General features: G+C 31.0%; 22 protein-coding genes and 2 other annotated features. Of the genes, 4 read left to right on the top strand and 18 right to left on the bottom strand.

The annotated features are described in order from the left end of the window. Positions 1–148: 148 nt before the first annotated feature. Positions 149–3,256, bottom strand: a complete 3,108-nt coding sequence (gene ileS / locus DMR38_RS00840) for an isoleucine--tRNA ligase (protein WP_127719561.1) — start codon at positions 3,254–3,256, stop codon at positions 149–151. A gap of 106 nt (positions 3,257–3,362) precedes the next feature. After that, positions 3,363–3,597: a binding site (T-box leader), on the bottom strand. A gap of 77 nt (positions 3,598–3,674) precedes the next feature. Next, entirely contained in the window at positions 3,675–5,462 is a 1,788-nt protein-coding gene (locus DMR38_RS00835; protein WP_243124406.1) for an N-acetylmuramoyl-L-alanine amidase, read from the bottom strand. Between the two features lie 177 nt (positions 5,463–5,639). On the opposite strand from DMR38_RS00835, the gene DMR38_RS00830 reads away from it, so the two are divergent. Beyond that, positions 5,640–6,272, top strand: a complete 633-nt coding sequence (locus DMR38_RS00830; protein ID WP_127719559.1) for an MBL fold metallo-hydrolase — start codon at positions 5,640–5,642, stop codon at positions 6,270–6,272. A 299-nt stretch (positions 6,273–6,571) separates the two neighbouring features. Here DMR38_RS00830 and DMR38_RS00825 read toward each other — a convergent pair whose 3' ends face one another. From DMR38_RS00825 to DMR38_RS00815, 3 genes are all read right to left on the bottom strand, one after another. Next, entirely contained in the window at positions 6,572–6,937 is a 366-nt protein-coding gene (locus DMR38_RS00825; RefSeq protein WP_127719558.1) for a metalloregulator ArsR/SmtB family transcription factor, read from the bottom strand. 50 nt (positions 6,938–6,987) lie between these two features. After that, positions 6,988–7,497 carry an anaerobic ribonucleoside-triphosphate reductase activating protein gene (gene nrdG, locus DMR38_RS00820; RefSeq protein WP_127719557.1) on the bottom strand — a complete coding sequence of 170 codons (510 nt, stop codon included), beginning with the start codon at positions 7,495–7,497 and terminating at the stop codon, positions 6,988–6,990. A gap of 254 nt (positions 7,498–7,751) precedes the next feature. After that, positions 7,752–9,857, bottom strand: coding sequence for an anaerobic ribonucleoside triphosphate reductase (locus tag DMR38_RS00815; RefSeq protein ID WP_127719556.1), 2,106 nt, complete (start codon positions 9,855–9,857; stop codon positions 7,752–7,754). 235 nt (positions 9,858–10,092) lie between these two features. Here DMR38_RS00815 and DMR38_RS00810 point away from each other — a divergent pair, with 235 nt between their 5' ends. After that, complete coding sequence (locus tag DMR38_RS00810) at positions 10,093–10,278, top strand: hypothetical protein (protein WP_127719555.1); 186 nt, start codon at positions 10,093–10,095, stop codon at positions 10,276–10,278. 103 nt (positions 10,279–10,381) lie between these two features. On the opposite strand, the gene DMR38_RS00805 is transcribed toward DMR38_RS00810, so the two are convergent. From DMR38_RS00805 to DMR38_RS00745, 13 genes are all read right to left on the bottom strand, one after another. Continuing rightward, complete coding sequence (locus DMR38_RS00805) at positions 10,382–10,570, bottom strand: ferredoxin (RefSeq protein WP_127719554.1); 189 nt, start codon at positions 10,568–10,570, stop codon at positions 10,382–10,384. A gap of 111 nt (positions 10,571–10,681) precedes the next feature. Beyond that, positions 10,682–11,530: an Mrp/NBP35 family ATP-binding protein gene (locus DMR38_RS00800; RefSeq protein WP_127719553.1), complete on the bottom strand. Its 849-nt coding sequence runs from the start codon at positions 11,528–11,530 to the stop codon at positions 10,682–10,684. A 63-nt stretch (positions 11,531–11,593) separates the two neighbouring features. Beyond that, complete coding sequence (locus tag DMR38_RS00795) at positions 11,594–12,451, bottom strand: hypothetical protein (protein WP_243124404.1); 858 nt, start codon at positions 12,449–12,451, stop codon at positions 11,594–11,596. A gap of 180 nt (positions 12,452–12,631) precedes the next feature. Then, the gene (locus tag DMR38_RS00790) at positions 12,632–13,216 is read right to left on the bottom strand and encodes a hypothetical protein (RefSeq protein WP_127719551.1); all 585 of its coding nucleotides are present in this window, start codon (positions 13,214–13,216) and stop codon (positions 12,632–12,634) included. A gap of 15 nt (positions 13,217–13,231) precedes the next feature. After that, positions 13,232–14,545, bottom strand: a complete 1,314-nt coding sequence (locus DMR38_RS00785) for a hypothetical protein (protein WP_127719550.1) — start codon at positions 14,543–14,545, stop codon at positions 13,232–13,234. A gap of 98 nt (positions 14,546–14,643) precedes the next feature. After that, positions 14,644–15,486, bottom strand: coding sequence for a 16S rRNA (adenine(1518)-N(6)/adenine(1519)-N(6))-dimethyltransferase RsmA (gene rsmA, locus DMR38_RS00780; protein WP_127719549.1), 843 nt, complete (start codon positions 15,484–15,486; stop codon positions 14,644–14,646). Next, complete coding sequence (gene rnmV, locus DMR38_RS00775) at positions 15,479–16,042, bottom strand: ribonuclease M5 (RefSeq protein WP_127719548.1); 564 nt, start codon at positions 16,040–16,042, stop codon at positions 15,479–15,481. Before rnmV ends, rsmA begins: the two co-directional genes overlap by 8 nt. Positions 16,043–16,312: 270 nt before the next feature. After that, complete coding sequence (locus DMR38_RS00770) at positions 16,313–17,353, bottom strand: 3D domain-containing protein (RefSeq protein ID WP_127719547.1); 1,041 nt, start codon at positions 17,351–17,353, stop codon at positions 16,313–16,315. A 328-nt stretch (positions 17,354–17,681) separates the two neighbouring features. After that, positions 17,682–18,458 carry a TatD family hydrolase gene (locus DMR38_RS00765; protein ID WP_127719546.1) on the bottom strand — a complete coding sequence of 259 codons (777 nt, stop codon included), beginning with the start codon at positions 18,456–18,458 and terminating at the stop codon, positions 17,682–17,684. A gap of 281 nt (positions 18,459–18,739) precedes the next feature. Continuing rightward, positions 18,740–20,674 (bottom strand): methionine--tRNA ligase, encoded by a 1,935-nt coding sequence (gene metG, locus DMR38_RS00760; protein WP_127719545.1) that lies wholly within the window; start codon positions 20,672–20,674, stop codon positions 18,740–18,742. An 88-nt stretch (positions 20,675–20,762) separates the two neighbouring features. Then, positions 20,763–21,001 (bottom strand) — a binding site (T-box leader). Between the two features lie 22 nt (positions 21,002–21,023). Beyond that, positions 21,024–21,602 carry a uracil-DNA glycosylase gene (locus tag DMR38_RS00755; RefSeq protein WP_127719544.1) on the bottom strand — a complete coding sequence of 193 codons (579 nt, stop codon included), beginning with the start codon at positions 21,600–21,602 and terminating at the stop codon, positions 21,024–21,026. A gap of 93 nt (positions 21,603–21,695) precedes the next feature. Next, positions 21,696–22,214 carry a spore maturation protein gene (locus DMR38_RS00750; RefSeq protein WP_127719543.1) on the bottom strand — a complete coding sequence of 173 codons (519 nt, stop codon included), beginning with the start codon at positions 22,212–22,214 and terminating at the stop codon, positions 21,696–21,698. Between the two features lie 26 nt (positions 22,215–22,240). Next, positions 22,241–22,816, bottom strand: a complete 576-nt coding sequence (locus tag DMR38_RS00745) for a nucleoside recognition domain-containing protein (protein WP_127719542.1) — start codon at positions 22,814–22,816, stop codon at positions 22,241–22,243. Between the two features lie 180 nt (positions 22,817–22,996). Here DMR38_RS00745 and DMR38_RS00740 point away from each other — a divergent pair, with 180 nt between their 5' ends. Together DMR38_RS00740 and DMR38_RS00735 are read left to right on the top strand one after the other, a co-directional pair. Continuing rightward, on the top strand, positions 22,997–23,239 hold the full coding sequence (locus DMR38_RS00740; RefSeq protein ID WP_127719541.1) for a metal-binding protein: 243 nt from the start codon (positions 22,997–22,999) through the stop codon (positions 23,237–23,239). Positions 23,240–23,251: 12 nt separating this feature from the next. Then, the gene (locus DMR38_RS00735) at positions 23,252–23,437 is read left to right on the top strand and encodes a hypothetical protein (RefSeq protein WP_063555495.1); all 186 of its coding nucleotides are present in this window, start codon (positions 23,252–23,254) and stop codon (positions 23,435–23,437) included. Positions 23,438–23,474 lie beyond the last annotated feature (37 nt).

Genomic DNA, 23,474 nt, shown 5'->3' with positions numbered 1-23,474 from the left:
TACCAATTACTTTTTTAATAATTATACTTATAAAATTAACTTATTACAAGCTAATTTACAATATTTAATATATCCAATTAAAACTAATCACTAATTTAAAAATAAATATCTATTTAAAATCAGTGATTAGCCTATTTTACTAATTGCTCTATTTATTTACTACTTCCATTGCAATATCTAGTTTTTCTCCATTAATGTTACAATTATTATATTCTCTATTGGCATTATAAATAACATCCACAGAAAGAGTTTCCTTTTTTATTCTTTCATCAAATTTTTTCACTACAGCTTCAAGTTTTTCATTACCTGAAATATATAGATTTATCTTATCTGCAACTTCGAAACCACTTTCTTTTCTCATATTTTGAATTTTGCTTAAAATCTCTCTCAAATTTCCTTCTTCTCTAAGTTCTTCTGTAATTGTGGTTTCTAAAACAATTCCAGTACTTCCTTCTCCTGCAAAGGCAAATCCCTCTAAGCCTTCCATTGTAATAAGTAAATTATCTGAATTTAACTCTATTTCTGATTCTGATATATTTATTTTTACAGCTTCCTTGTCATTTATCTTTTGTGCTAATTCCATTTGATTCATGGATGATATTTCATTCTTTATTTTTGGTATTAATTTACCATACTTTTTACCTAGTACAGGTAAATTTGGTTTTATACTAAAGTTAACATACTTTGATAAATCTGCATTGAAAACTATCTTTTTAATATTTAATTCATCTCTTATTATATCTCCATAATATCCAGGAAGAGTATTTACGCTTATAAGCATTTCAGAAAGAGGCTGCCTATTTTTTATATTAGCACTGTTTCTAGCACTTCTTCCAAGTTTAACTATCTTATAAGCTTCCTCCATATCCTTCTCAAGTTTAGCGTCTACTATACTTGAATCATACTCCGGCCATTTACATAAATGGACACTTTCTACTGCATTTTTATCAAGATTTACTACAAGATTTTGATAAATTTCTTCTGTCATAAATGGTACAAATGGTGCAGCTACCAGACATAAAGTATTTAGTACTTTATATAAAGTTAAATATGCTCCTATTTTATCATCTGTTAACTTTTGACTCCAGAATCTTGACCTATTTCTTCTTACATACCAGTTTGAAAGCTCATCCACAAAGTTTCCTATATTCTGAGCAGCTTGAGTAATTCTATAATTATCTAAGTGATCTTCAGTTTGCTTTATAAGAGAATTCAATCTGGATATTATCCATTTATCCATTACATTTTCACTTACAAAATTTTTATAGTCCATAGGGTTAAAATTATCTAAATCAGCATAAAGTACATAAAAAGAATATACATTCCATAAGGTACCTAAGAATTTTCTCTGACTATCCTGTACTGCTTCTTCATAAAATCTAGATGGAAGCCATGGTGCACTTTCAGTATAGAAATACCATCTAGCTGCATCTGCACCTTCATTTTCCAAAATAGTTGAAGGACTTAAAACATTTCCTTTATGCTTTGACATTTTTAATCCATGTTTATCTAAAACGTGTCCTAAAACCACACAGTTTTCAAATGGACTTCTATCAAATAATACTGTAGATATAGCCATAAGAGTATAAAACCATCCTCTAGTCTGGTCTACTGCCTCAGATATAAATTGTGCAGGGAAATTTTTCTCAAAAACTTCTTTATTTTCAAAAGGATAATGATGCTGTGCAAAAGGCATTGAACCTGAATCAAACCAGCAATCAATTACTTCTGATACTCTCTTCATTTCTTTTCCACAATGAGGACACTTTAACTTAACTCTATCTATATACGGTTTATGAAGTTCTATATCCTCTGGTACATTTATTCCTTTTTCCTTTAATTCTTCAATACTTCCTATGCATTCTCTATGACCACACTCACATTCCCATATTGGAAGAGGTGTACCCCAATATCTTTCTCTGCTAAGTCCCCAATCTATTACTCCTTCAACAAAGTTTCCAAATCTACCAGTTCTTATATTATCAGGATACCAGTTTGTATCATTAGTATTTTTAACTAGTTTATCTCTCATTTGAGACATTCTTATAAACCAAGTATCTCTTGGATAATATAAAAGTGGAGTATCACATCTCCAGCAGAATGGATAGGAGTGAGTAAATTTTTCTGCCTTATAAAGTATTCCCTTTTCTTTTAAATATTCTATTATTTTAGGATCAGCATCTTTTACAAAAAGGCCTTTCCATGGAGTAACTTCTTCTTTATATTTTCCTTGAGTATCTACAGAATTTGTCATAGGAATATTATATTTTTTCCCTGTAATACTATCATCTTCACCAAAAGCAGGAGCTGTATGAACTATTCCAGTACCTTCTGTTAGTGTTACATAATCTGCATGAACAACATAATGTGCTCTTCCTTCAAAAGATGCAAAATTGAAAATTGGTTCATAATCAAGTCCAACTAATTCTTCTCCTTTGAACTTTCTTAAGACTTCATATTCGCCCTCTAGTTTTTCTAACATGGCTTCTGCTAGTATTAAATGCTGTTCTTGATTAAGAACTTCTACATAGTCATAGCTTTTATTTACAGCTAATGCCATATTATTAGGAAGTGTCCATGGTGTAGTTGTCCATGCTATCATGTATTTATCTTGATCTTTAATTTTGAATTTAACATATACTGATGTCTCTTTTACATCTTTATATCCTTGAGAAACTTCATGTGAAGAAAGAGCAGTTCCACATCTAGGACAATATGGCACTATTTTATGCCCTTTATATAAAAGACCTTTTTTCCATATTTTTTTCAGTGCCCACCATTCTGATTCTATATAATCATTGTGATATGTTACATATGGATTATCCATGTCTACCCAAAATCCTAATCTGTCAGACATTTCTTTCCACTGGCTTACATAAGTAAATACACTATTCTTACATTTTTTTATAAAATCTTCTACACCATATTTTTCAATTTGTGGTTTTCCAGAAATTCCAAGACTCTTTTCAACTTCTAGTTCAACAGGAAGTCCGTGTGTATCCCAACCTGCTTTTCTCAATACTTTATACCCTCTCATAACTTTATATCTTGGTATGAGGTCTTTCATAACTCTAGTTAGAACGTGTCCTATATGAGGTTTTCCATTTGCAGTTGGAGGCCCATCGTAAAAAGTAAAGTATTCACCATCCTCATTTTCCTTAAAACTTTTTTCAACTACTTTCTTATCTTCCCATAATTTTAAAACATCTTTTTCCATCTGTACAAAAGTTTTATCACTATCAATTTTTTTATACATGGATTTAACCCCTTTCTATTCCTATTGTTAAGTTTTTACTATTTTTCAATGTTTATACACCACATAATCTTTAAACTAAAAAATACGCAATAAAAAAACTTCATCCAAATAGGACGAAGTTTAACTCGCTGTACCACCTATGGTTAATAAATTTAAGCACTACCATACTCTATTCTGTAACGTAGAATTACGTAAGAATTTACTAAAGTGATTATAAAAATACTGTTCAATTCTTCAACTCCCAGGTGATTTTCTTCAAGCTTTTCTATGGGTTTTCAGCACTTCCCCACTCTCTGTAAATAAAAGCAAACTTAAATACTTTTCCTGTTCAATGTTTTTCAATTACTACCTATATAATTTCCTTTTATTATATTATATGAATTTTCTATTGTCAATTTTTTTAGACAATTTTTTTGTATTATATTCCTAAAACCTGTAATATAGCACTTGCTATAGCTTGTGCAGCTTTATTTCTACCCTGGTCAGTTCCTAATATTCCCGCATCATTTTTATTAGTAAGAAACCCTAATTCTGTTAAAACCATTGGTGCAATAGTATGTTTTGCTATATAAAGCCAGCTTCCATCTTTAAGTCCCCTGTTATAGGTTCCAAGAGTACTAGCCAAACTTTTTTGTATAGCCTCTGCCATTTTCTCTCCCTTTACACTTCCTGTATAATACAGTGTTTCAGTTCCTTCTGCAACTGGATCATTAAAAGCATTGGTATGAATTGAAATCATATAGGTTGCACCTGCATTGTTTACAGTATCACATCGTCTTTGAAGACTTTCCGTAACAGTTAAAGGAGTTGTTTTTCGTTCATCTGTAGTCCTGGTATAAATTACTTTGACTCCCTTGGATTCCAGTATCCTCCCAACCTTTAAGCCAACACTTAAAGTTACATCATCCTCTTGAAACCCATTTCCATTTGAACCTACATCACTACCTATACCATGTCCGGGATCTATAACTATTACAGGTGCACCTTCCGATGGTGTTACTGGTGTTGGATCTATTTGTTTTGCTTTCACAGTTAAAGTAAATGTTACATTTTTACTGTATCCTGCTGCAGTTCCTTTATACGTAAATACACCTGCTTTAGAAGTATCAACAGTGCTTGAATTCCATACAATACTTACTTTTTTACTAGTACCATCACTCATGGTAGCTTGTACACTAGTTGGTAAAGAATACTTACTTCCTACAATTATACTATCTGATAAGTTAGATATTGAACTTACGTTTACTGTACTTTGTTCCTGAAGAGATGGTAAAGATTTTAAAATTCCATTTGCAATAGCTGATGCACTTTTATTTTGGAAATCTTCACTTCCAATTAATTGACTTTCCTTAGGATTAGTCATGAATCCAAGTTCAACCATAACAGCTGGTGCTGTAGTCCCCATCAGTATTTTATGCTGGGATGTCCCTTCTTTAATCCCTCTGTTAGAGAGTCCTGTATAACTTATTAAGCTACTTTGAATATTATTTGCTGCATTTTTAGCAGAATCATTTGAAGCTCTATAATAAGTTTCTATTCCATTCACCAAGGCACTTCCCGTATAACAATTAACGTGTAGGCTGACAAATAAATTTGATTTTGCGTTATTTGCTATGTCAAAACGAGCTTGTAAATTTGTACTATCATTCCAGGTTACATTATCATCTTTCCTGGTATAAACCACGTTTACTCCATTTTGCTCTAATATTTTTCCAGTCCTTAGTGCCACATATAAATCTACATCTTTTTCTTTCAATCCTGAGCCACTTACATTTCCTGCATCAGTTCCTCCATGACCAGCATCAATTGTAACAGTATACTTGTTATTAGAACTTGGGTTAGATTTCACTCCAAATTGCACCTTAGCTTCGCTGGACAGATTTTTCCCATTTACAGCTTTTACTCCACTTTTTACAATTAAATTATAGGTTTTACCATATGCATACTGGCTTTTAGGGGTAACTACTACACCCATTCCATCCTTTTCAACCTGCAAAGATATGGGGATAGCATTTCCTGTACTATCTGTTACCACTATGTTTGAATCATTTACTGTACCCTGGTCTAATTTCATGTTGAACTTTATGTTCCATGATTTATTGGTTTCTACATCATTTCCTATAGTAATTCCGCTGTAATTAATTGCACGTACAGTATTTCCTTTTGCAAACACAATTAATAAGAATGTAAGACTTACTAATATCATTATACAAATTCTTGTAATCTTCAAATAATGACCCCCGTTCAACAGAATAATTGCCTTAGTGTAACATATACTATTATAATTATATTATAAAAAATGAGAATTTTGTACTTAAAAATTGTTATGTTAACATATTAATTCAAAATAATCAAAACATATTTTACAAAGGGGCGATATTCTATGAAAATAAAATGGTTTGGTCATTCAAGTTTCTTATTTGAAGATTCAAAAGGTAGAAAACTTTTAACAGATCCTTTTGACAAAACTGTAGGCTATAAAGTTTTTGAAGGAGATGTTGATGTAGTTACAATAAGTCACAATCATTTTGACCACTGTTATACGGAAAAAATAAATTACAAAAATATTATAAATAAAATAGGCGCTTTTAATCCATGCGACATACCTATTTATGGCATACCTTCTTATCACGATAAAGTTAAAGGTGCAAAACGAGGTGAAAATGTAATATTTATCATTGAAATGGATGATTATAGGATATGTCATCTTGGAGATGTTGGATATGTATTATCTCCAGAAGAGATAAAAAGTTTAGGGTCCATAGATGTGCTTTTGATTCCCATAGGAGGAAATTTCACTATAAATGGAAAAGAGGCTGCTGAACTTGCAAAATCCATCCATAGCCACATAGTAATTCCAATGCATTATAAAACTTCTCCGTTAACTTTTGAATTAGATGGATTAGAAAAATTTCTTAAATATATGAAAAATACAGAAAGAATTGAAAGCAATACATTAATTCTAGATCACAAACCTGAAGATTTTAATCTAGTTAAAATTCTTAACTTTAAGTAACTTATTAACATAAATTAACCTTTTGTTTTTACTTAGAAATACTCTAATATGCTTATATTTATCTACACTTGATTTTATATTAAGTTAGTATACTATACAAAGTTCTTAAATCTGTGTTTTTATTATAGTAGTTCATAACTAAAAAAATCAACTTATACGCAGAAATATTTTTACAATAAACAAGCACATTTAAATATTTTCTGTCTAGACTTATCAAAATATTTAACTGAGCTGAAGATTATAAAAGATATCCGGAGTATAAGTTGATTTTTTGTTTATAAACCTTATATAACTACACTCTAATTATGTTTTACATGCTCTAGCCCTGCATCAAACAACTTATTTATATGTTCATCATCTAGGGAATAATACACTGACTTTCCCTCTCTCCTGAATTTTACTAGCCTTGCAGTCTTTAAAATTCTAAGTTGATGAGATATTGCGGACTGACTCATTTGGAGTATTTCTGTAATATCGCAAACACATAATTCCTTTTTAAATAATGCATATATAATCTTAATTCTTGTATAATCCCCCAGCACTTTAAAAAGTGCTGATAAGTCCATAAAAGTCTTTTCATCCAACATACTTTTTCTGACACATTCTATGCAATCCTTATGAATTTCAGTACAAGAGCAAACTTCAATTTCCGAATTGTTATTCATATTATCAACTCCTCGTCATGAAGTATTATAATATATTTAGCTAAAGTTTTTCAACTAAAAGTCAATACTACTACATTATTGGAATCTAAACTTTTCTTTACATCAATAATTCTCTGATTACTAGATCCTTTAAATTTCAATTTTGTATCTTTTTTATTCTCTTGAAATTTTCCATCCACTAGCACATCTACATTATCTAAAAGACGTTTCTTTGCCGTATCTGAGCCTTTAATTATAAACTCAAAAGTGTACCCTGTATAACACCATATATTTAAATTTAATTCTTTAATTTTAGCAGCCATATATGCAAATTCTTCAGGTTGTTCAAATGGGTCACCACCTGAAAATGTAACTCCACTTAACATAGGATTATCTCTAATATCGCAAATCAGTTTATCTATATCTTTTAGCTGCCCGCCTTTTAAATCATGGGTAGATGGGTTAAAACATCCTTTACAATTATGTCTACATCCCTGAGCAAAAAATACCCGTCTCATTCCAGGGCCATTAACTAGGCTCTCATAAGCAATACCTGCCAATCTAATTTTTTTGCCACCCATTGATTTTTCCTCCTTCTTATATATGATCTAGCTACTCAAATTCGCAGTTTAAGAATATTGCGACCTAAATGAATTCACAATTCACAGTTCACAATTCACAATTTCGGTAGATTTTCTGAAGTTTTAACGGAAGAAAATCATCCTTAATTGTAAACTGTGCATCGTGCATTGTGAATTAATTGTTTCGCAAATTTTTTATATTAAGTCAAAATTTCATATGTGTAAAATTTAAGTTAACTACTATTACAGTTACTTTAGCAATATACATGTTTGTTACTTCCCTGGGATATTCTATCTCTTCTTTCTGCTGTCTTGCCTTCTCCAAATCTTTCATCCAAAGACAGATATCCTGTAACCCTTGATATACCCTGTATATTGTTGCTTCCACATTTAGGGCAGACATCTTCCCCATGCATATAGGTTCCACATTCTTTACAATATCTTATGTGAAAGTTTATCCCTATATAACTTATATTTGTATTATCATAGGCGTAGTCAATTATACTTTTAACAACTTCTTCTGATGGATAATCATCAACTTCTATATAACTTATATGACCTCCATTACAAAGTTTGTGATAAGGAGCCTCTATATCAATTTTGTCTTTTATAGATATTGGATATCCTACAGGTATGTGGTAAGAATTAGTATAGTACTCTTTGTCCGTAACCCCAGGTATTTCTCCAAATATCTTCTTATCATGCACTATAAACTTTCCACTTAATCCTTCAGCCGGTGTAGCATAGCAGCTCCAATTTAAATGCGTTTCTCTTATAAGCTTATCTGTATAATTCCTTATATATGTAATTATCTTTAACCCAAGTTCTCTTGAACTCTCATCCTCACCATGGTGTTTCCCAGTTAATGCAATTAATGTTTCCGCAAGTCCTATAAAGCCAATAGCCCAAGTACCTTGCTTCAATATTGGTTCTATTGAATCTTCTGACTTTAAGTTCTCCGCACCCTTCATAAGTTTCTGACCTGCTACAAAAGGTAAATCTTTAACTCGGAGTCTCTTTAAAATGCCATATCTATGCATTAAAGATTCCTTTGCTAACTCTAACTTCCCTTGTAATAATCCAAAAAATTTATTTACATTTCCCTTAGATAAAATTCCAAGCCTAGGTAAATTAATAGTAACAGGAGCTATATTACCTCTACCCTTTACCCCTGGTTCTCCATTTACATTTGAGCAGACATATGTACGGCATCCCATAGTTGCAGGTATTACACCTTTATCATAATATGCTTTATTAAAATCAGCATCTAAATTCATAAAAGTAGGATTCATTCTCTTTGAAGCTACCCTACATGCAATTTTAAATAAATAATAATAAGGATCTTCTTGATTTTTATTTACGCCTTTTTTAACCCTAAATATTATATTAGGAAATATAGGTTGTTCTCCTCTTCCAAGTCCTTTTTCATATTCTGCCAAAAATACTTCACATACAAGAGCTGCATCCTTTGAAGTTGGTATGCCTATATTTAGTGAACTAAAAGGGACCTGTGATCCTGCCCTAGAGTGCATGGTATTAAGATTGTAGATTATTCCCTGCATAGCCTGTTCTATACTTCTTCTTAATTTCTTTTCAGAAACATCTTCTATTTTTTCCTCTTCTACTCCCATTTCCTTGAGGTTCTTCAATATTTCTTTTCTTGTAGGTTCAACAAAAACAGCCATATCATTATCGAAATCCGGATGGGACTGTCCACCAAACATATCATTTTGTGCTGACTGCAGTAATATACAAGAAAGTTCTGCAGCAGATTCTATTCTCTTAGGAGTTCTTATGTTCCCATATCCTGTATTAAATCCACCTAAAAGCATTTCCTTTGTTGGTATGTGAAGGCAATTCACAGTTAAATTATAAGAATCTAAATCATGGTAATATATATCTCCATTTTCATGAGCCTTAGCTAAATGTTTAGGCATAGTAGCTAAATTATGCCACTTGTTAGACTCACTGGCAATTCTCAATAGCTTAGCACTAAAATTATTTCCAACATTTGCATTATCCCTGTCCGTTTGAACTCCTATTTTATCAATAGCCTTCATGAGATCAGACTTTATTTCCCTTATATCATTTCGTTCTCTTCTATAATTTGAATAAGCTAGCCCAATTTTAACATAGCCTTTCTTCATAAGTACTTCTTCAACTATATTCTGTATATCTTCTACATTTACTTCATTAAGATTAAGATTTTCTATATTTTCTGTGACCTTTTGAGTTAAATCAATAAATTCACTTTCTTTTAAATCAAAACCTATTTCATCACAAGATCCTTTTATGGCATTGGTTATCTTAATGGAATCAAAGGGAACCCTTCTACCATCTCTTTTCACAACATGTAGCATATACTTTCCTCCCAACTACTATATATTGTATAAACGACTTGATTATTATACCTTGCCATATATAAAAAAGCAATTTATAAATTGAGCTTTATTTTTACTTTAAACCTATAAAAACCTATAAAGCACACTTTTTAATTGAAATACATCAAATACCTATAAGATAAAATTTCTAGGAATAATATTTAAAAATACAGATAAAAATAACATATATAATCTTATCTTTAGGAGGACTTTCATGATAGGCAAAATAATTGATATGAATATTACAGACGCACTTGTAAGTTTTCAGGATGGTACTACTGCTAGCGTAGGGACTACTCATTTACCACCCGATTCTAGAATAGGTGATACAATAAACATTCATCCCATATCTGAAGTTACATTAAATGACAAGTATAAGCAGCATCAAGTTTTGTTTTAACACTAATTGATATGTTGTATAAAAAACTGTGGTAGACTTTTATCACAAATAGTTTTTGAAAGCTTAGGGTATTATGTAATTTTTTTACATAATACCCTTTTTCCTAACTTACCTTAATAGCACAAACAGGACAACTTTCCTCTGCTTCTTTCGCACCATCCTCTGCATCTTCTGGAACAGTATCTTCAATTACCTTAGCTTTTTCGTTATCATCCATTTCAAAAGCCTCTGGACATATACTTGGACATAACCCACATCCTATACAAATGTCTTTATCAACTACAGCTTTCATACTATTTTCTTGTTATTAATAACAAGTTTTCACTCCTCGCTATATAATTAGTTACTTTAAAGTACACTTTATATTATCCCAAAAATAATGCTTATTATAATAATTTAATTTCTATTTTAATTTTTTTATAAAGTTATTAAGTAAATCATTATATTCCAATGAGTTTGATATGTATTCTTCTGCTTTTTTAGCTTCCATATTTTTTACCAAGTCAGAATTTATTGGCATTTCAGCAAGAAGTTCTAATCCAAGATAATCAGCCTGTTCTTTCGCTGAATTTTCACTAAATAACCTTACTTTTTCACCACATTTTCCACATTTAACATAGGACATATTCTCCACTACACCTAATATATTTACCTTTAGGTCTTCTGCCATTATAACAACCTTTTTTACTATCATAGATACCATGTCCTGAGGAGTAGATACTATTATAACACCTTCCATTGGAATTTCCTGCATCACAGTGAGAGCTACATCTCCGGTACCTGGAGGCATATCTATAAGCAAATAATCTAATTCTCCCCAACTTGTATCCGAATACATCTGTTTTAACACTCCAGTTATCATAGGTGCTCTCCATATAACAGGTTGCTCTTCCTCTTCTGTCAAAAGATTTAAGGATATAACTTTTATTCCTAAAGAAGATTCAACTGGAGAAAACTTTATTTCTTCACTTTCCCCCACTTGTAGTATATCAGCCCTTTTATCGTTTATTCCAAAAAATCTAGGCATAGATGGACCTGTTATATCTCCATCAAGTACTCCCACCTTATATCCAGAATTTCTCAATTTTGATGCCAATATTCCCGTAACTGTAGACTTACCTACTCCACCTTTTCCACTCATAATACCTATTATATGCTTTATATTCCCATACTTAGGCAATATGTATTTGCATCCACCTTTATCCTCTTTACTGCACTTTGATTTACTTGAACAACCATCGCAATTACTCAAATCATTTCTCCTCCTTTTATGTAGTTAATCCACATTAAATTTTAAGCAACATTTCCTACATTTTTAAAAACCATTAGGCTTATTTTCCGATATGCTCTTGTTCCATCCACCACTACTGTACGTATCCTGTACATAATAAACCTTCTCACTTTGATTTTGTCTATCAAAAAATGTAACAGTCATTTTATACAATGTAGATTTATAACCTTCTGTCTTTATTGTTACCCACACATCATAATTATCTTCATCATTATTTCCAATATTTGCATTTTTAAATTTACTAGTAAGATCTGATTTAAATTCTTCTTGTTCAGTGGAAAGTATAAATCTTTGGGCATCTATATCATCTTTTAAATTTATTCCTATTTTCTTAGTTTTGTCTTTTTCACTAAAATATTTATTTAACGTATCCATTATGGACCCATAGTACACAGATTTAAAGTCACTTGGCGGCATCCTTGTGTTCCAAAAATTATTTATCATATCGTTGTCTATTCTATTTGATACTATATATACCTGACCTTTGCTATAGAGATTTCCTGAATCTTTCTTATCAAGTCCTGCTATATAACTAAACTTGTGAACTTTATTGTTTCCTTCATCTATTTCGAATACATAATCAGGATCCAATGATGATTTTTTTGATACTTTTTTAGCAGAAGATAGTATATCGTACAAATTTTTAATGGTACTTTGATCAGTAACTACAAATTTAAACCCCTGATCTCTTGTATTTTGAATAATTATCTGTTTAACTTTTCCCTGTTGTTTCATATATTCAAAATCCGAATTTTTTAAACCTGCTTTAACTTTTAATTGATCCAATTTACTACATCCACACAATAAGGTTACAGGTATTAAAATGCAGGATATTATAAATATATTTAATCTTCTTTTGATAGTCTTATCCAATGTTTTCACCCACTGTAGAATTTTTAAGGATTCAATATGCAAAAATTATATTTACAAGTGTATTCTAATCTACAGCAAAGGATTTTCACCCCTTTCTATATTAATGAAATCTATGATTATTATACCATAATTAGTATAAAAAAATCCCCTTTCATATAATAAACCTGAAGGGGATAAATCTTATATTTTCTAATTGTATTCTAAAGTTTTAACAATAACCTCAAAGATAGTAGGCATATTTTCTTTGAAGTTTGATTCTTTTACAAAAAAAGAAAATCTGCAAAATTGTTTTCCTTCTTCTGTAAAGTATTCTATACATTTATAACTATCTCCGATTTCCTTTGTAATTGTATACTTAAGTAAATATCCTTTCCTACCATTCATATAAATCTGTTTTATAGAATACTCTTTGTACAAATTTTGTTTTTCGGATATACTCCTGCTATTTTGTAAAAATAATTTTAAGTCACCTTTTAAATTCCATACTTCAACAAAACCATTTATGGTGTTATCGTCACTCTTAAAATCACTATGATATAATATTTCATCTCCAAATGTGTCCTGATTTCTACAAATCCATCGTGCTGGCAACTTATATAGCAGCCTGCCTTCCAGTCCTTTATATTGAGTAAGAGATTCCATGTTATTTTGAATAAGAGCTGTAAACTTTAGCCTCATATCAAAATTTTTTTCAAGTCCTAAAAGCACTATCATAAGTCCTATTATAATTATAGTAACGCCAATTTTTTTTTTATTTATCACTATTAATTTCATAATAAGTAACCAATACTACTTTCTAACAGGTATTACTATAGTATTTGCTCTAAAGTCATAAAACATAAGCCAATGACCCATCGTGTCTTTATCCTTTAGAGGTACCCATGTAACAAATCCAGATTTTCCTCCATAAGGCTGATCCGTTCTGCTTTTAGTTCCCGGAATTCCATATATCAAATATTTTACCCTGCCATTTTTATCACATTTATACCCTGCTAAATAATAATTATATTTTTTTATATATGGATAATACCCTACCATAGGATAATATATATAAGAATATTTATTATAATCAGCAATATTATACATGTCATCCATAGAACTTATAGGTACCTTATTCCATACACACCTTTTTAATTCCTTATTGATGTGTTTTACTTCCTTAAAGCCACTCATAAGCTGCATAAAAAATTTCCCTTCTGGACCTTTAGGATACCCTCTAGATACATTATCTTTTTCACATTCTCCCTGACATCTATTCAAGTTTAACTTTTTATGGCATCGTAGTCGGGATTCATCCACATATATTGAGCTATCATTATTTCTGTCTTCTTTAGAATTTATGTTTCTGTCTTCATTTTTTTCTGTAACATTAGATTTTGAGTTATCTTCGATAATCTCTTCTTCCATCACTTCAGTATCTACTTGAATTTCTTTATTTTCTTCTTCACTTTCCGATTCATTAACTTCCTCAGATTCCTCTTGCTCTTCTTTTTCTTCTTCTTGTTCTTCTCTATAAGAATCTTTTTCTTCCATTTCTATATTTTCTTTAACTTCTTCTTTGTGTTCTTTAGCTTTCTCTATAATATCCTCATACTGATCAAATACACTTTTTGCTTCAGTTTTTTCTGACTTTTTTACTTCACTTACTTTGGTTTCTTCTAACTCTTTGCTTTTATTTTGAGATACCGGAAATGCTTTCCACTCAGGTATTTCCGTGCTTGCGAACCCGCTCATTACAGATATTATGTTATCATCCACCATTCTTACTATAGCAGCTCCTGACACCTTATCCATAGCTATGCCACTTCCTGCCACATCATTTGCAGCATACTCATAGCTTATATCTGCCCTTCCATAATCATCTATGTTCATTTCACCAATTTTGATTATATTTTTTATATCTTTTTTATTACATATTAGCATCATGTAATAGGGTGTTTTTTCTTTTTTTAAATTTTGTACATAATAAGATATTTTACACTTATCATTTTTCATCTCCAACTTTGCATATCCTGAAGCAATTTTGTCAGAAGCTAAAGAGTATCCTTTTTCATCTTCTTGTAATATTATAAAATATCTACTATAACTCTTTTTTTGTGCCAACTTCTATACCTCCATATATTATATTCATTATAATATATGAGATAACTTTCAAAAAGTGAACAAATAGTTTTAACTTATCTTCAAAAACATGTCGCATTTTAATGTATACACATATCATATATGCAATCAGATAATCTTCCAAACTCTTCTATAGATAGGGTTTCACCCCTTCTCTTTTCATCAATTTCAGCTTTTTTAAAAGCAGCCTCCATATCTTCTTTAGGAACTTTTAAAGTCTTTACAGCATTCCAAAGGGTTTTTCTCCTCATATTAAATGAACACCTTACTACCTTAAAAAATAATTTTTCATCTTTCACCTTAACTCTAGGTTCATCAAGTTTGGTTAACTTTATAACTATAGATTCTACTTTCGGTCTTGGAATAAATGATAGAGGACTTACTTTTCTTATTACTTCAACATCACAATAATATTGCACTAGAATCGAAAGTGCTCCATATTGTTTGCAATTAGGTTCTGATGAGATCCTCTCACCCACTTCTTTTTGTATCATTATAGTAAGAGTTTTAAAATTGTAATTTCCATTCAACAATCGTGTAATAATAGGAGTTGTAACATAGTAAGGTAAATTTGCAACAATTTTCACATTTTTTTCATCATCTATTATTTTATTAAAGTCTATTTTAAGTGCATCTTTATGTATCAACTCAAAATTTTTAAAATTCTTTAGTTCTTCCTTTAAAATTGGGATTAAATCTGAATCCAATTCAATAGCACATACTTTACCTGCCTTTTTTAAAAGTTCTCTTGTTAAAGTTCCCACTCCAGGTCCTATTTCTATAATAAGATCCTCCTTACTTATGTCAGCACTATTTACTATGTCATCCAATACTGTATTATCCATTAAAAAATTTTGTCCTAAACTTTTTGAAAATTTAAATCCATATTTTTTCACTACATCTGCAGTAGATAAATCATTCATTGTGCTTCTCCTTGTCTATTATATTATTTACTTTACTTATAGCTTCTTTAAATTCCTCTTTTGTTATTCCATAATCATTTAATCTATTTAAAAACTGAGAAGTATTACAATATCCTATTCCAAGTTCTTTTCCCATCATGTCCCTTTTCGCCTTGGAATTTGATTTTCCTGTCAACCCAAAGAACACCATATCACTTATTTCAAATTCCTCTCTTTTTTTCTTTACCTCATACTTGGCATTTTTTAAAGCCTTTATTATAGTTTCTGGTGACGCATTTTCAACCCCAATATCTCCATTTTTTATACCATCTTTCTGAGATATATAAGCATGTTTTATTCCCTTTACCCTTTTAGATATAATTTGTCTTATTTTATTTCCTGCAAAATCTGGATCCGTAAATACTATAACGCCCTGTCTTTTTTGGGCTTCTTTTATTTTATCTATAACCTTTTTATTTATTCCAAAACCTCCTACAGCTATAAGTTGAGCATCAACTGCCCTTTTAACGGCAGTTATATCATCTCTTCCTTCAACCACTATTACTTCCTTAATCATAAATGTCCTCCTATTTTATTAAATCTATTAGGCATTTGAAAGAAAATAACAAGTCAAAGATGCGACGAATATTTTTTATCAGACAAGGAGGCAGGTTCCGCAGATAGTGAATCCTATCTAAGGGTTCTACCGACGCAGTATGATAAAAAATAGGCTAGCATACTGACTAGTTATTTCTTTAAAAATGCCTTATTATAGATAATAGATACCTTATACTTATACTCGAAAATATTCTTATAAAATTAAAAGAAAAAATAGGAGCATGTGCTCCTACCTAATTACATAAACATTAACCCATCTTACACCCCAGTTGTCTACTTCTGAGCTAGAATCAAAAAATAAATCTAATCTATTTCCCTTGATAGCTCCACCCGTATCTTCTGCTATAGCATAACCATAACCTTCTATATAAAGCTTCGTACCAAGTGGTATTACTCTAGGATCAACTGCTACTGAACTATAATCTCCATTATTTCTTCTGGCTACAGTGCCAGATGCAGTTATACCAAACGCTGGATCTCCAGGACTCTTACCTGTACTGGCATAATCTGCAGTATATGCAGTTGCCCTCATTTGCAGTGATTCAACATAATTAAGATTAGTTCCCCTAGACGGAGTATAATTGGTCAATGTTCCTATGGCTATGACTTTCTGTACCGGCTGCTTTTTTATGATTTCGCTAATTACTTTTTTCGAAACCTCTTTACCATTTTGGTATACAACCCTAGTCACAGTCTCCTTCTCTCCATTTTGTCCTTCTTGCACAACCTTTTTAGTTCCATTTTCAACCTGCTCGTCACTTTTCAAAATTGTGTCATAGTTTATAGGTCTGTCCTCTTTTATGTCTTTTGTTTTAACCCTAGTCACTACTACATTCATTCCTTTTTTCAATTCATGCTTTCTGGATGGATATACTATATCAAGTTTTGAAATTCCTATCTTTTCTGCCTTTAACATATCTTCAACATTATCCTCGGCAGACTCTAAATTCAACTTTTTATTGTCAGCTTCTACTTTGATTTTTACTACTCTTTTGATTTTCAACGTGGTGTTATTCTCCACCCTACTGTCTAGACTAGGCTTCACTTTATCCTTAGGCCCTATGCTAATTCCACTATTATCCAGAACTTTTCTATAGGTACTACAAAACGTGGTAATCTTCTTGCTTCTTCCATCTACTGAAACAACTATTGTCTTTCTTGTACTAAATACTACTCCGATTAAAACAGATAAAATTACAACTGCAATAATTTCTACTCTAAGGCCAATTGGAAAATATTTTTTCAAGTAAGTCTTAAACTTTTCCACCATAAAAATACCTCCTCTGGGCGCGAGAGCGACATACTCCATTATAAATGGAACCCAAAATCATGTCAAATATCACTCTGCATTAAGACTGTTATAAAATGTTAAATGCAGCCTTGTGCATAAAACTATAAATAAAATAATTATTTATGATTCCGATATTATACTTCATGAGTAAATAACTTGCATTAAATCTGCTAATTAGAGTTCTCTACTCAACCTACAGTCTATGTTATTTTTTTGGTGGTTTAAAGTGTCTATTATATAAACTATGCTGTTAAATATTTTTTTATTACTAAAAACAGACTTAATAAAACCTCTTTTTAATTTTACACTATTTTACCAAATTAAGCAACTGTTTCATGTTAAAAATTGTTAATTGACTTATTTTACTATCTTCTACACCTTTGATTTCAGCTATCTTAGCTATAATAAATTTTATATATTCAGATCTATTTCTCTTTCCTCTAAAAGGAACCGGAGCCATATAGGGACAATCTGTCTCAACTAAAATTCTATTAAAGGGAACTTCCCTTGCAACTTCAACAGCTTTCTTTGCATTTTTAAAAGTTACTACCCCTGTAAATCCTATGTAATATCCTAATTTTAAAAATTCCCTTGCAATCTCAACACTTCCAGAAAAACAATGTATTTCTCCAATAACATTCTTAAACTGTTTTACTATATTTAAAGTATCTTCATGAGCTTCCCTGTCATGTATAATTACCGGTAATTTCAATTCATCTGCTAATTTCATCTGCTTTATAAATACAGCTTTTTGCACTTCTTTCGCAGGATTTTCTTTGTAATAATAGTCAAGCCCTATCTCCCCAATTGCCTTTACTTTTTTATTTTTAGCTAAAATTTTTAATTCTTCCAATATATCATCAGTAAATATGTCTGAATATTCAGGATGCACTCCTACTGCTGCATAAAACATATCATATTTATCCGCTAATTTAACAGATGCTCTAGCTCCTTCAATAGAAGACCCACAATTTAATACTCCAACTATATTGTTTTTCTTCAACTCTTCTATTACTTTGTCCCTATCTTCGTCAAATTCTTCGTCGTCATAATGCGCATGGGCATCAAATATGTTTAGTTCCATATAACTTTCTCCTAACCTAATTTTAAATTCTTTCACAGTTTTAAAAAATTGCGAAGCAAAGCTTCGCAAGTTAAGAATTAATAATAAAAAATTAATAGTGAAGGATGATTTTTAGCTATCGCAAAAAATCTTTAAATTTATATAAATTAACGCTTATTAATGTTTTGCCTTAGCAAAACGAGTCTTCAAAAATTTAATTAAAGATTTTTTGTAGTGTAACGAAAAAAATCCACATTAACTATTAATTCTTCATTCTTAACTATTAACTAAAAAAATTCACATTATCTTACTGTGCTTCCGCTTGGAACTTCATCAGAAAGTGATAGTATGGATAATTTACTATCATCATCTGAAGCTGCAGATAATATCATTCCTTCTGAAATTTCACCTTTTAATTTTACAGGTTTTAAATTTGCTACAAATACTACATATTTGCCCACAAGCTCTTCTGGTTTATAATACTTTGCAATTCCTGAAACTACCTGTCTCTGTTCCTTTCCCATTTGAAGTTGGAATTTAAGTAGTTTATTGGACCCTTTTATGTTTTCACATTTTAAAACTTTAGCAACTCTTAAATCTATTTTATCAAAATCATCTATAGTTATTTGTTTTTTTAAAGATTTTTCATTAAAACTCTGTGCTGCTTTTTTTTCTTCCTTTAATTTATTTAATTCCTCTATTTTTTTATCTACATCTATTCTAGGAAATAATAATTCTCCCTTACTTATATTTGTTCCAGCCTTAGTTCCATTAAAAGAAGCTATACTGTCCCAGGAAACAACATTTGTGTTAAGTTGTTTATACATTTTAGTGCTTGTTTCAGGTAAATATGGAGAAACACATACAGATATTATTCTAAGTGACTCTAAAAGATTGTAAAGCACTGTTCCAAGCCTATCTTTTTTAGCTTCATCCTTAGCTAGTATCCATGGTGTAGTTTCATCTATATATTTATTTGATCTAGTTATAAGATCCCATATATTATCTAAAGCTTCTGGTATTCTTAAATCATTCATATTCTTTTCTACTTTTTTAGGAGTTTCTAGTGCTAGCTTTATAAGTTCATCATCAATTTGTTCTTTTTTTATTGGTTCTTGCACTACTCCACCAAAATATTTTTCAACCATAGCACAAGTTCTGGATAATAAATTTCCCAAATCATTGGCTAAATCTGAATTAATTCTTTTTATAAATATTTCATTATTAAACAATCCATCTGAACCAAATGGTATTTCTCGCAATAGATAATATCTAACAGCATCTGCACCAAAATTATCTACTAAAACTACAGGATCTACTACATTTCCCTTTGACTTTGACATCTTTCCCCCATCTACCAGAAGCCATCCATGTCCGAATACCTTTTTAGGAACAGGAAGTCCCAATGCCATAAGCATTATAGGCCAATAAATTGTATGAAACCTTAATATGTCTTTACCAACTAGATGTACATCTGCTGGCCAGTATTTATTATATAACTCTTCATTTTCACTACCATATCCAAGAGCTGTTATATAATTTGCAAGAGCATCTATCCAAACATATATCACGTGTTTTTCATCAAAAGTTACAGGTATTCCCCAGTTGAATGATGTTCTAGAAACACATAAATCCTGGAGTCCAGGCCTTAAGAAATTATTTAGCATCTCATTTTTTCTAGATTCAGGCTGTATAAAATCAGGATGATCCTCAATATACTTTATAAGTTTAGGGGCATATTTTGACATTTTAAAGAAATATGCTTCTTCCTTAGTTTTCTCTACTGATCTTCCACAGTCAGGACATTTACCGTCTGCTGCCTGGGTTTCTGTCCAAAAGGATTCACAAGGTGTACAGTATAATCCTTCATAACTTCCCTTATATATATCACCTTGGTCATACAATTTCTTAAATATTTTTTGGACTGCTTTAATATGGTAATCCTCTGTAGTTCGTATAAACTTGTCATAGCTTATATTCATCATATCCCACAGTTTTTTAATTCCAGCAACTATTTCATCTACATATTCTATAGGAGTAACACCCTTTGCCTCAGCTAATCGCTGAATTTTCTGTCCATGTTCATCTGTTCCTGTCAAAAACATAACATCATAGCCTGTAAGCCTTTTAAATCTTGCCAGAGCATCTGCTGCTACAGTAGTATAGGTATTTCCTATATGAAGATTTGCAGATGGATAATAAATTGGCGTAGTAATATAATAAGTTTTCTTGGTCATATCTTTCTCTCCCTTTTTCTTCTAGTTTTATTGTATTTTTAATTGTTTTTTCATATAAAAAAACCCCCATATGGAAAAATCCTTTCCACATAGAGGCGTAAATTACGCTTTACCACTCTACTTTACTTTTACTTCACAATAAAAGCATCATTAAGTAACTATTAATCACCTTGTAATATAACGGTTACTACCGTACCACCCTACTATTATTTCAAGCGATATACTCTAGAGCCATATTCATAAACTTTATTGCATTCGGCTCTCACCAAAATCTGCCGACTCTCTTTGTGCAAACTAATTTACTACTCTTTCCTTCACAGTATTTAACAATATAATATGTCATATAATTTTATGTGTCAACATTTTTTGTTTGAAAAATCTCTTCATTTTTCTCTTTTATACTTTTTAAATCTTCCCAAAATGCAGCTTTTTTATTCGCATCTCTCAAAACCGCTGAAGGATGAAAAGTTGCAGTCATATAAAAGCCTTTTCTTTCAACCCACTTTCCCCTATCTCTTGTAATTCTCCAGTCCTTTCCTAATATGCATCCCATAGCAGTTGCACCAAGGCAAACTATTATTTTAGGCCTTATAAGTGCTACTTGATTTCTCAGATATGGAATACAGGCTTCTTCTTCCTGCTCATAAGGAGTTCTGTTATTTTGGGGCCTGCACTTACAAATGTTACATATGTAATAATCCTTTTCCCTATATAAATCAAGTGCCTCAAGAGCTTTCGTCAAAAGCTGACCTGCCCTACCTACAAAAGGTATTCCCGTTCTATCCTCATCTGCTCCTGGTGCTTCTCCTATAAACATGATATGTGCCTTAGGATTTCCATCTCCAAAAACCATATTAGTTCTGTTATCTCCTAAACTACATTTATGACAATTTAAACATTCTTCATAGAGCTCTTTCCACCTTAACAACTTAACTCACATCCCAAATAATTATGAATTATACTATATATTATACAACTAATTATTATAAGGTAAAATATAAAATTTCATACCAATTTTCAATTAAAACATAATTCTAGTTACTATAACTGCTGTGATTATTGCAGTTATATCTGCCATTACTGCTGCCCAAAGGGTATGCCTTATTTTTTTTATACCAACCGCTCCAAAATAAACTGTAAGAGTATAAAATATAGTTTCCGTAGAGCCCATAATTATAGAGGAAATTCTACCTATGTAACTATCTGGTCCAAATTTGCTTAAGGTTTCAGCGAATATTCCAAGAGCCCCACTGCCTGATAATGGCTTTACAAGCACAAGAGGTACTACTTCAGGAGGAAGTCCTACAAATTTTACTACAGGTTTTACAAATCCTATAAAGTAATCTAAAGCTTTAGATTCTCTAAAAACCCCTACTGCTATTATCATGGCTAATAGGTACGGAAATATCTTAATACATATATCTATCCCTTCCCTGGCTCCTTCTACAAAACATTCATATACCCTAACTTTTTTCATTTGACCATAGGTAACCATAAATATAATAATTATTGGAATTATAGCTTTTATTATGTACTTCACCCTTACCCTACTCCTTTTAAATAAAGTTAAAAATATCTCTGGAGAATTTTACAACATACTACTCCTACTACTGCAGATATAGTAGTTGTAATTATAGCTGGTATTATTGTTTCTGCAGGATTTTTAGATCCCATTGCCGCTCTTATAGATATAACCGTAGTTGGTACAAGCTGTATACAAGCTGCATTTAAAACTAAAAAAAGCGCCATATCATCACTTGCTTCTTCTTTCTTTTTATTGAGATTACTAAGCTGATCCATAGCTTTTATTCCAAAAGGAGTGGCTGCATTAGATAATCCCATCATATTAGCAGTTAAGTTCATAACTATTGGCCCTATAGCTCTTTCATCTTTAGAGGCATCCTTAAACAAAACTTTCAAAACGGGTCTCATTAAGCTTGCGATTTTATTCATAAGCCCACTTTTCTCTGCTATTTTCATTACCCCACACCAGAGACACATTATCCCCAAAAGACTTATCATAAGTTTTACTGAAGCATCTGAAGAAGCTATAATGGACTTGGACACTGCCTCTCCCCTTCCAGATAATATTCCAAACCCTATTCCAAATGCTAAAATAGAAAACCATATAATGTTTATCACAATATAACCACTCCCCCTATAATCCAAAATATACAAATATTTATCATATAACTAATATATGATAATAAGAATATAAAATTACCTATAAGCAGGTGGATTTTATAGAGATTAAATGATTGAAAATCCCTTTTAATAGTGTTACCATTTATGTTGTGATAATTTTTAAATTGGAGGTTAATAATGACCATTAGAGATATAATGAAATATATAGAAAGTGAATATCTAGTTATAAATGATACTCCCTGTGAAATATGTGGAGGAGAATATTTAGCTGAAAATTCAAATGTATCCGTAGTTGATGGTATCCCCTACGATGTTTGTAATTGTGTATGTTCAGAATGCGGCCATGAAAAAACTTTTCAATTTTGTGCACCATTTGTGGAAGATGAAGATTTATCAAAAATAAAAAATATATTAAATTAAGGAGAATTATTAATGAAAGAAAACACTTTAAATTTGGCTCAACGAGATATCGACGAAGCTCTGTCAGTTATTGAAAGTTTGGAAAAGGCCATAGTAAGCGACAACTCACAGAATCAGGTATTGAAAGACAAATTTCATCTTCTTTACGACAAAGTAAACGAATTGGAAAATATATTAAAAAGTGAAGGAATTATTTAAATAAAAAAACACTATCTAATCATCATTGATTTTGATA

The organism is Clostridium sp. AWRP (genome assembly GCF_004006395.2).
Taxonomy (GTDB): domain Bacteria; phylum Bacillota; class Clostridia; order Clostridiales; family Clostridiaceae; genus Clostridium_B.
This window is presented reverse-complemented; position numbering and strand designations above follow the sequence as displayed.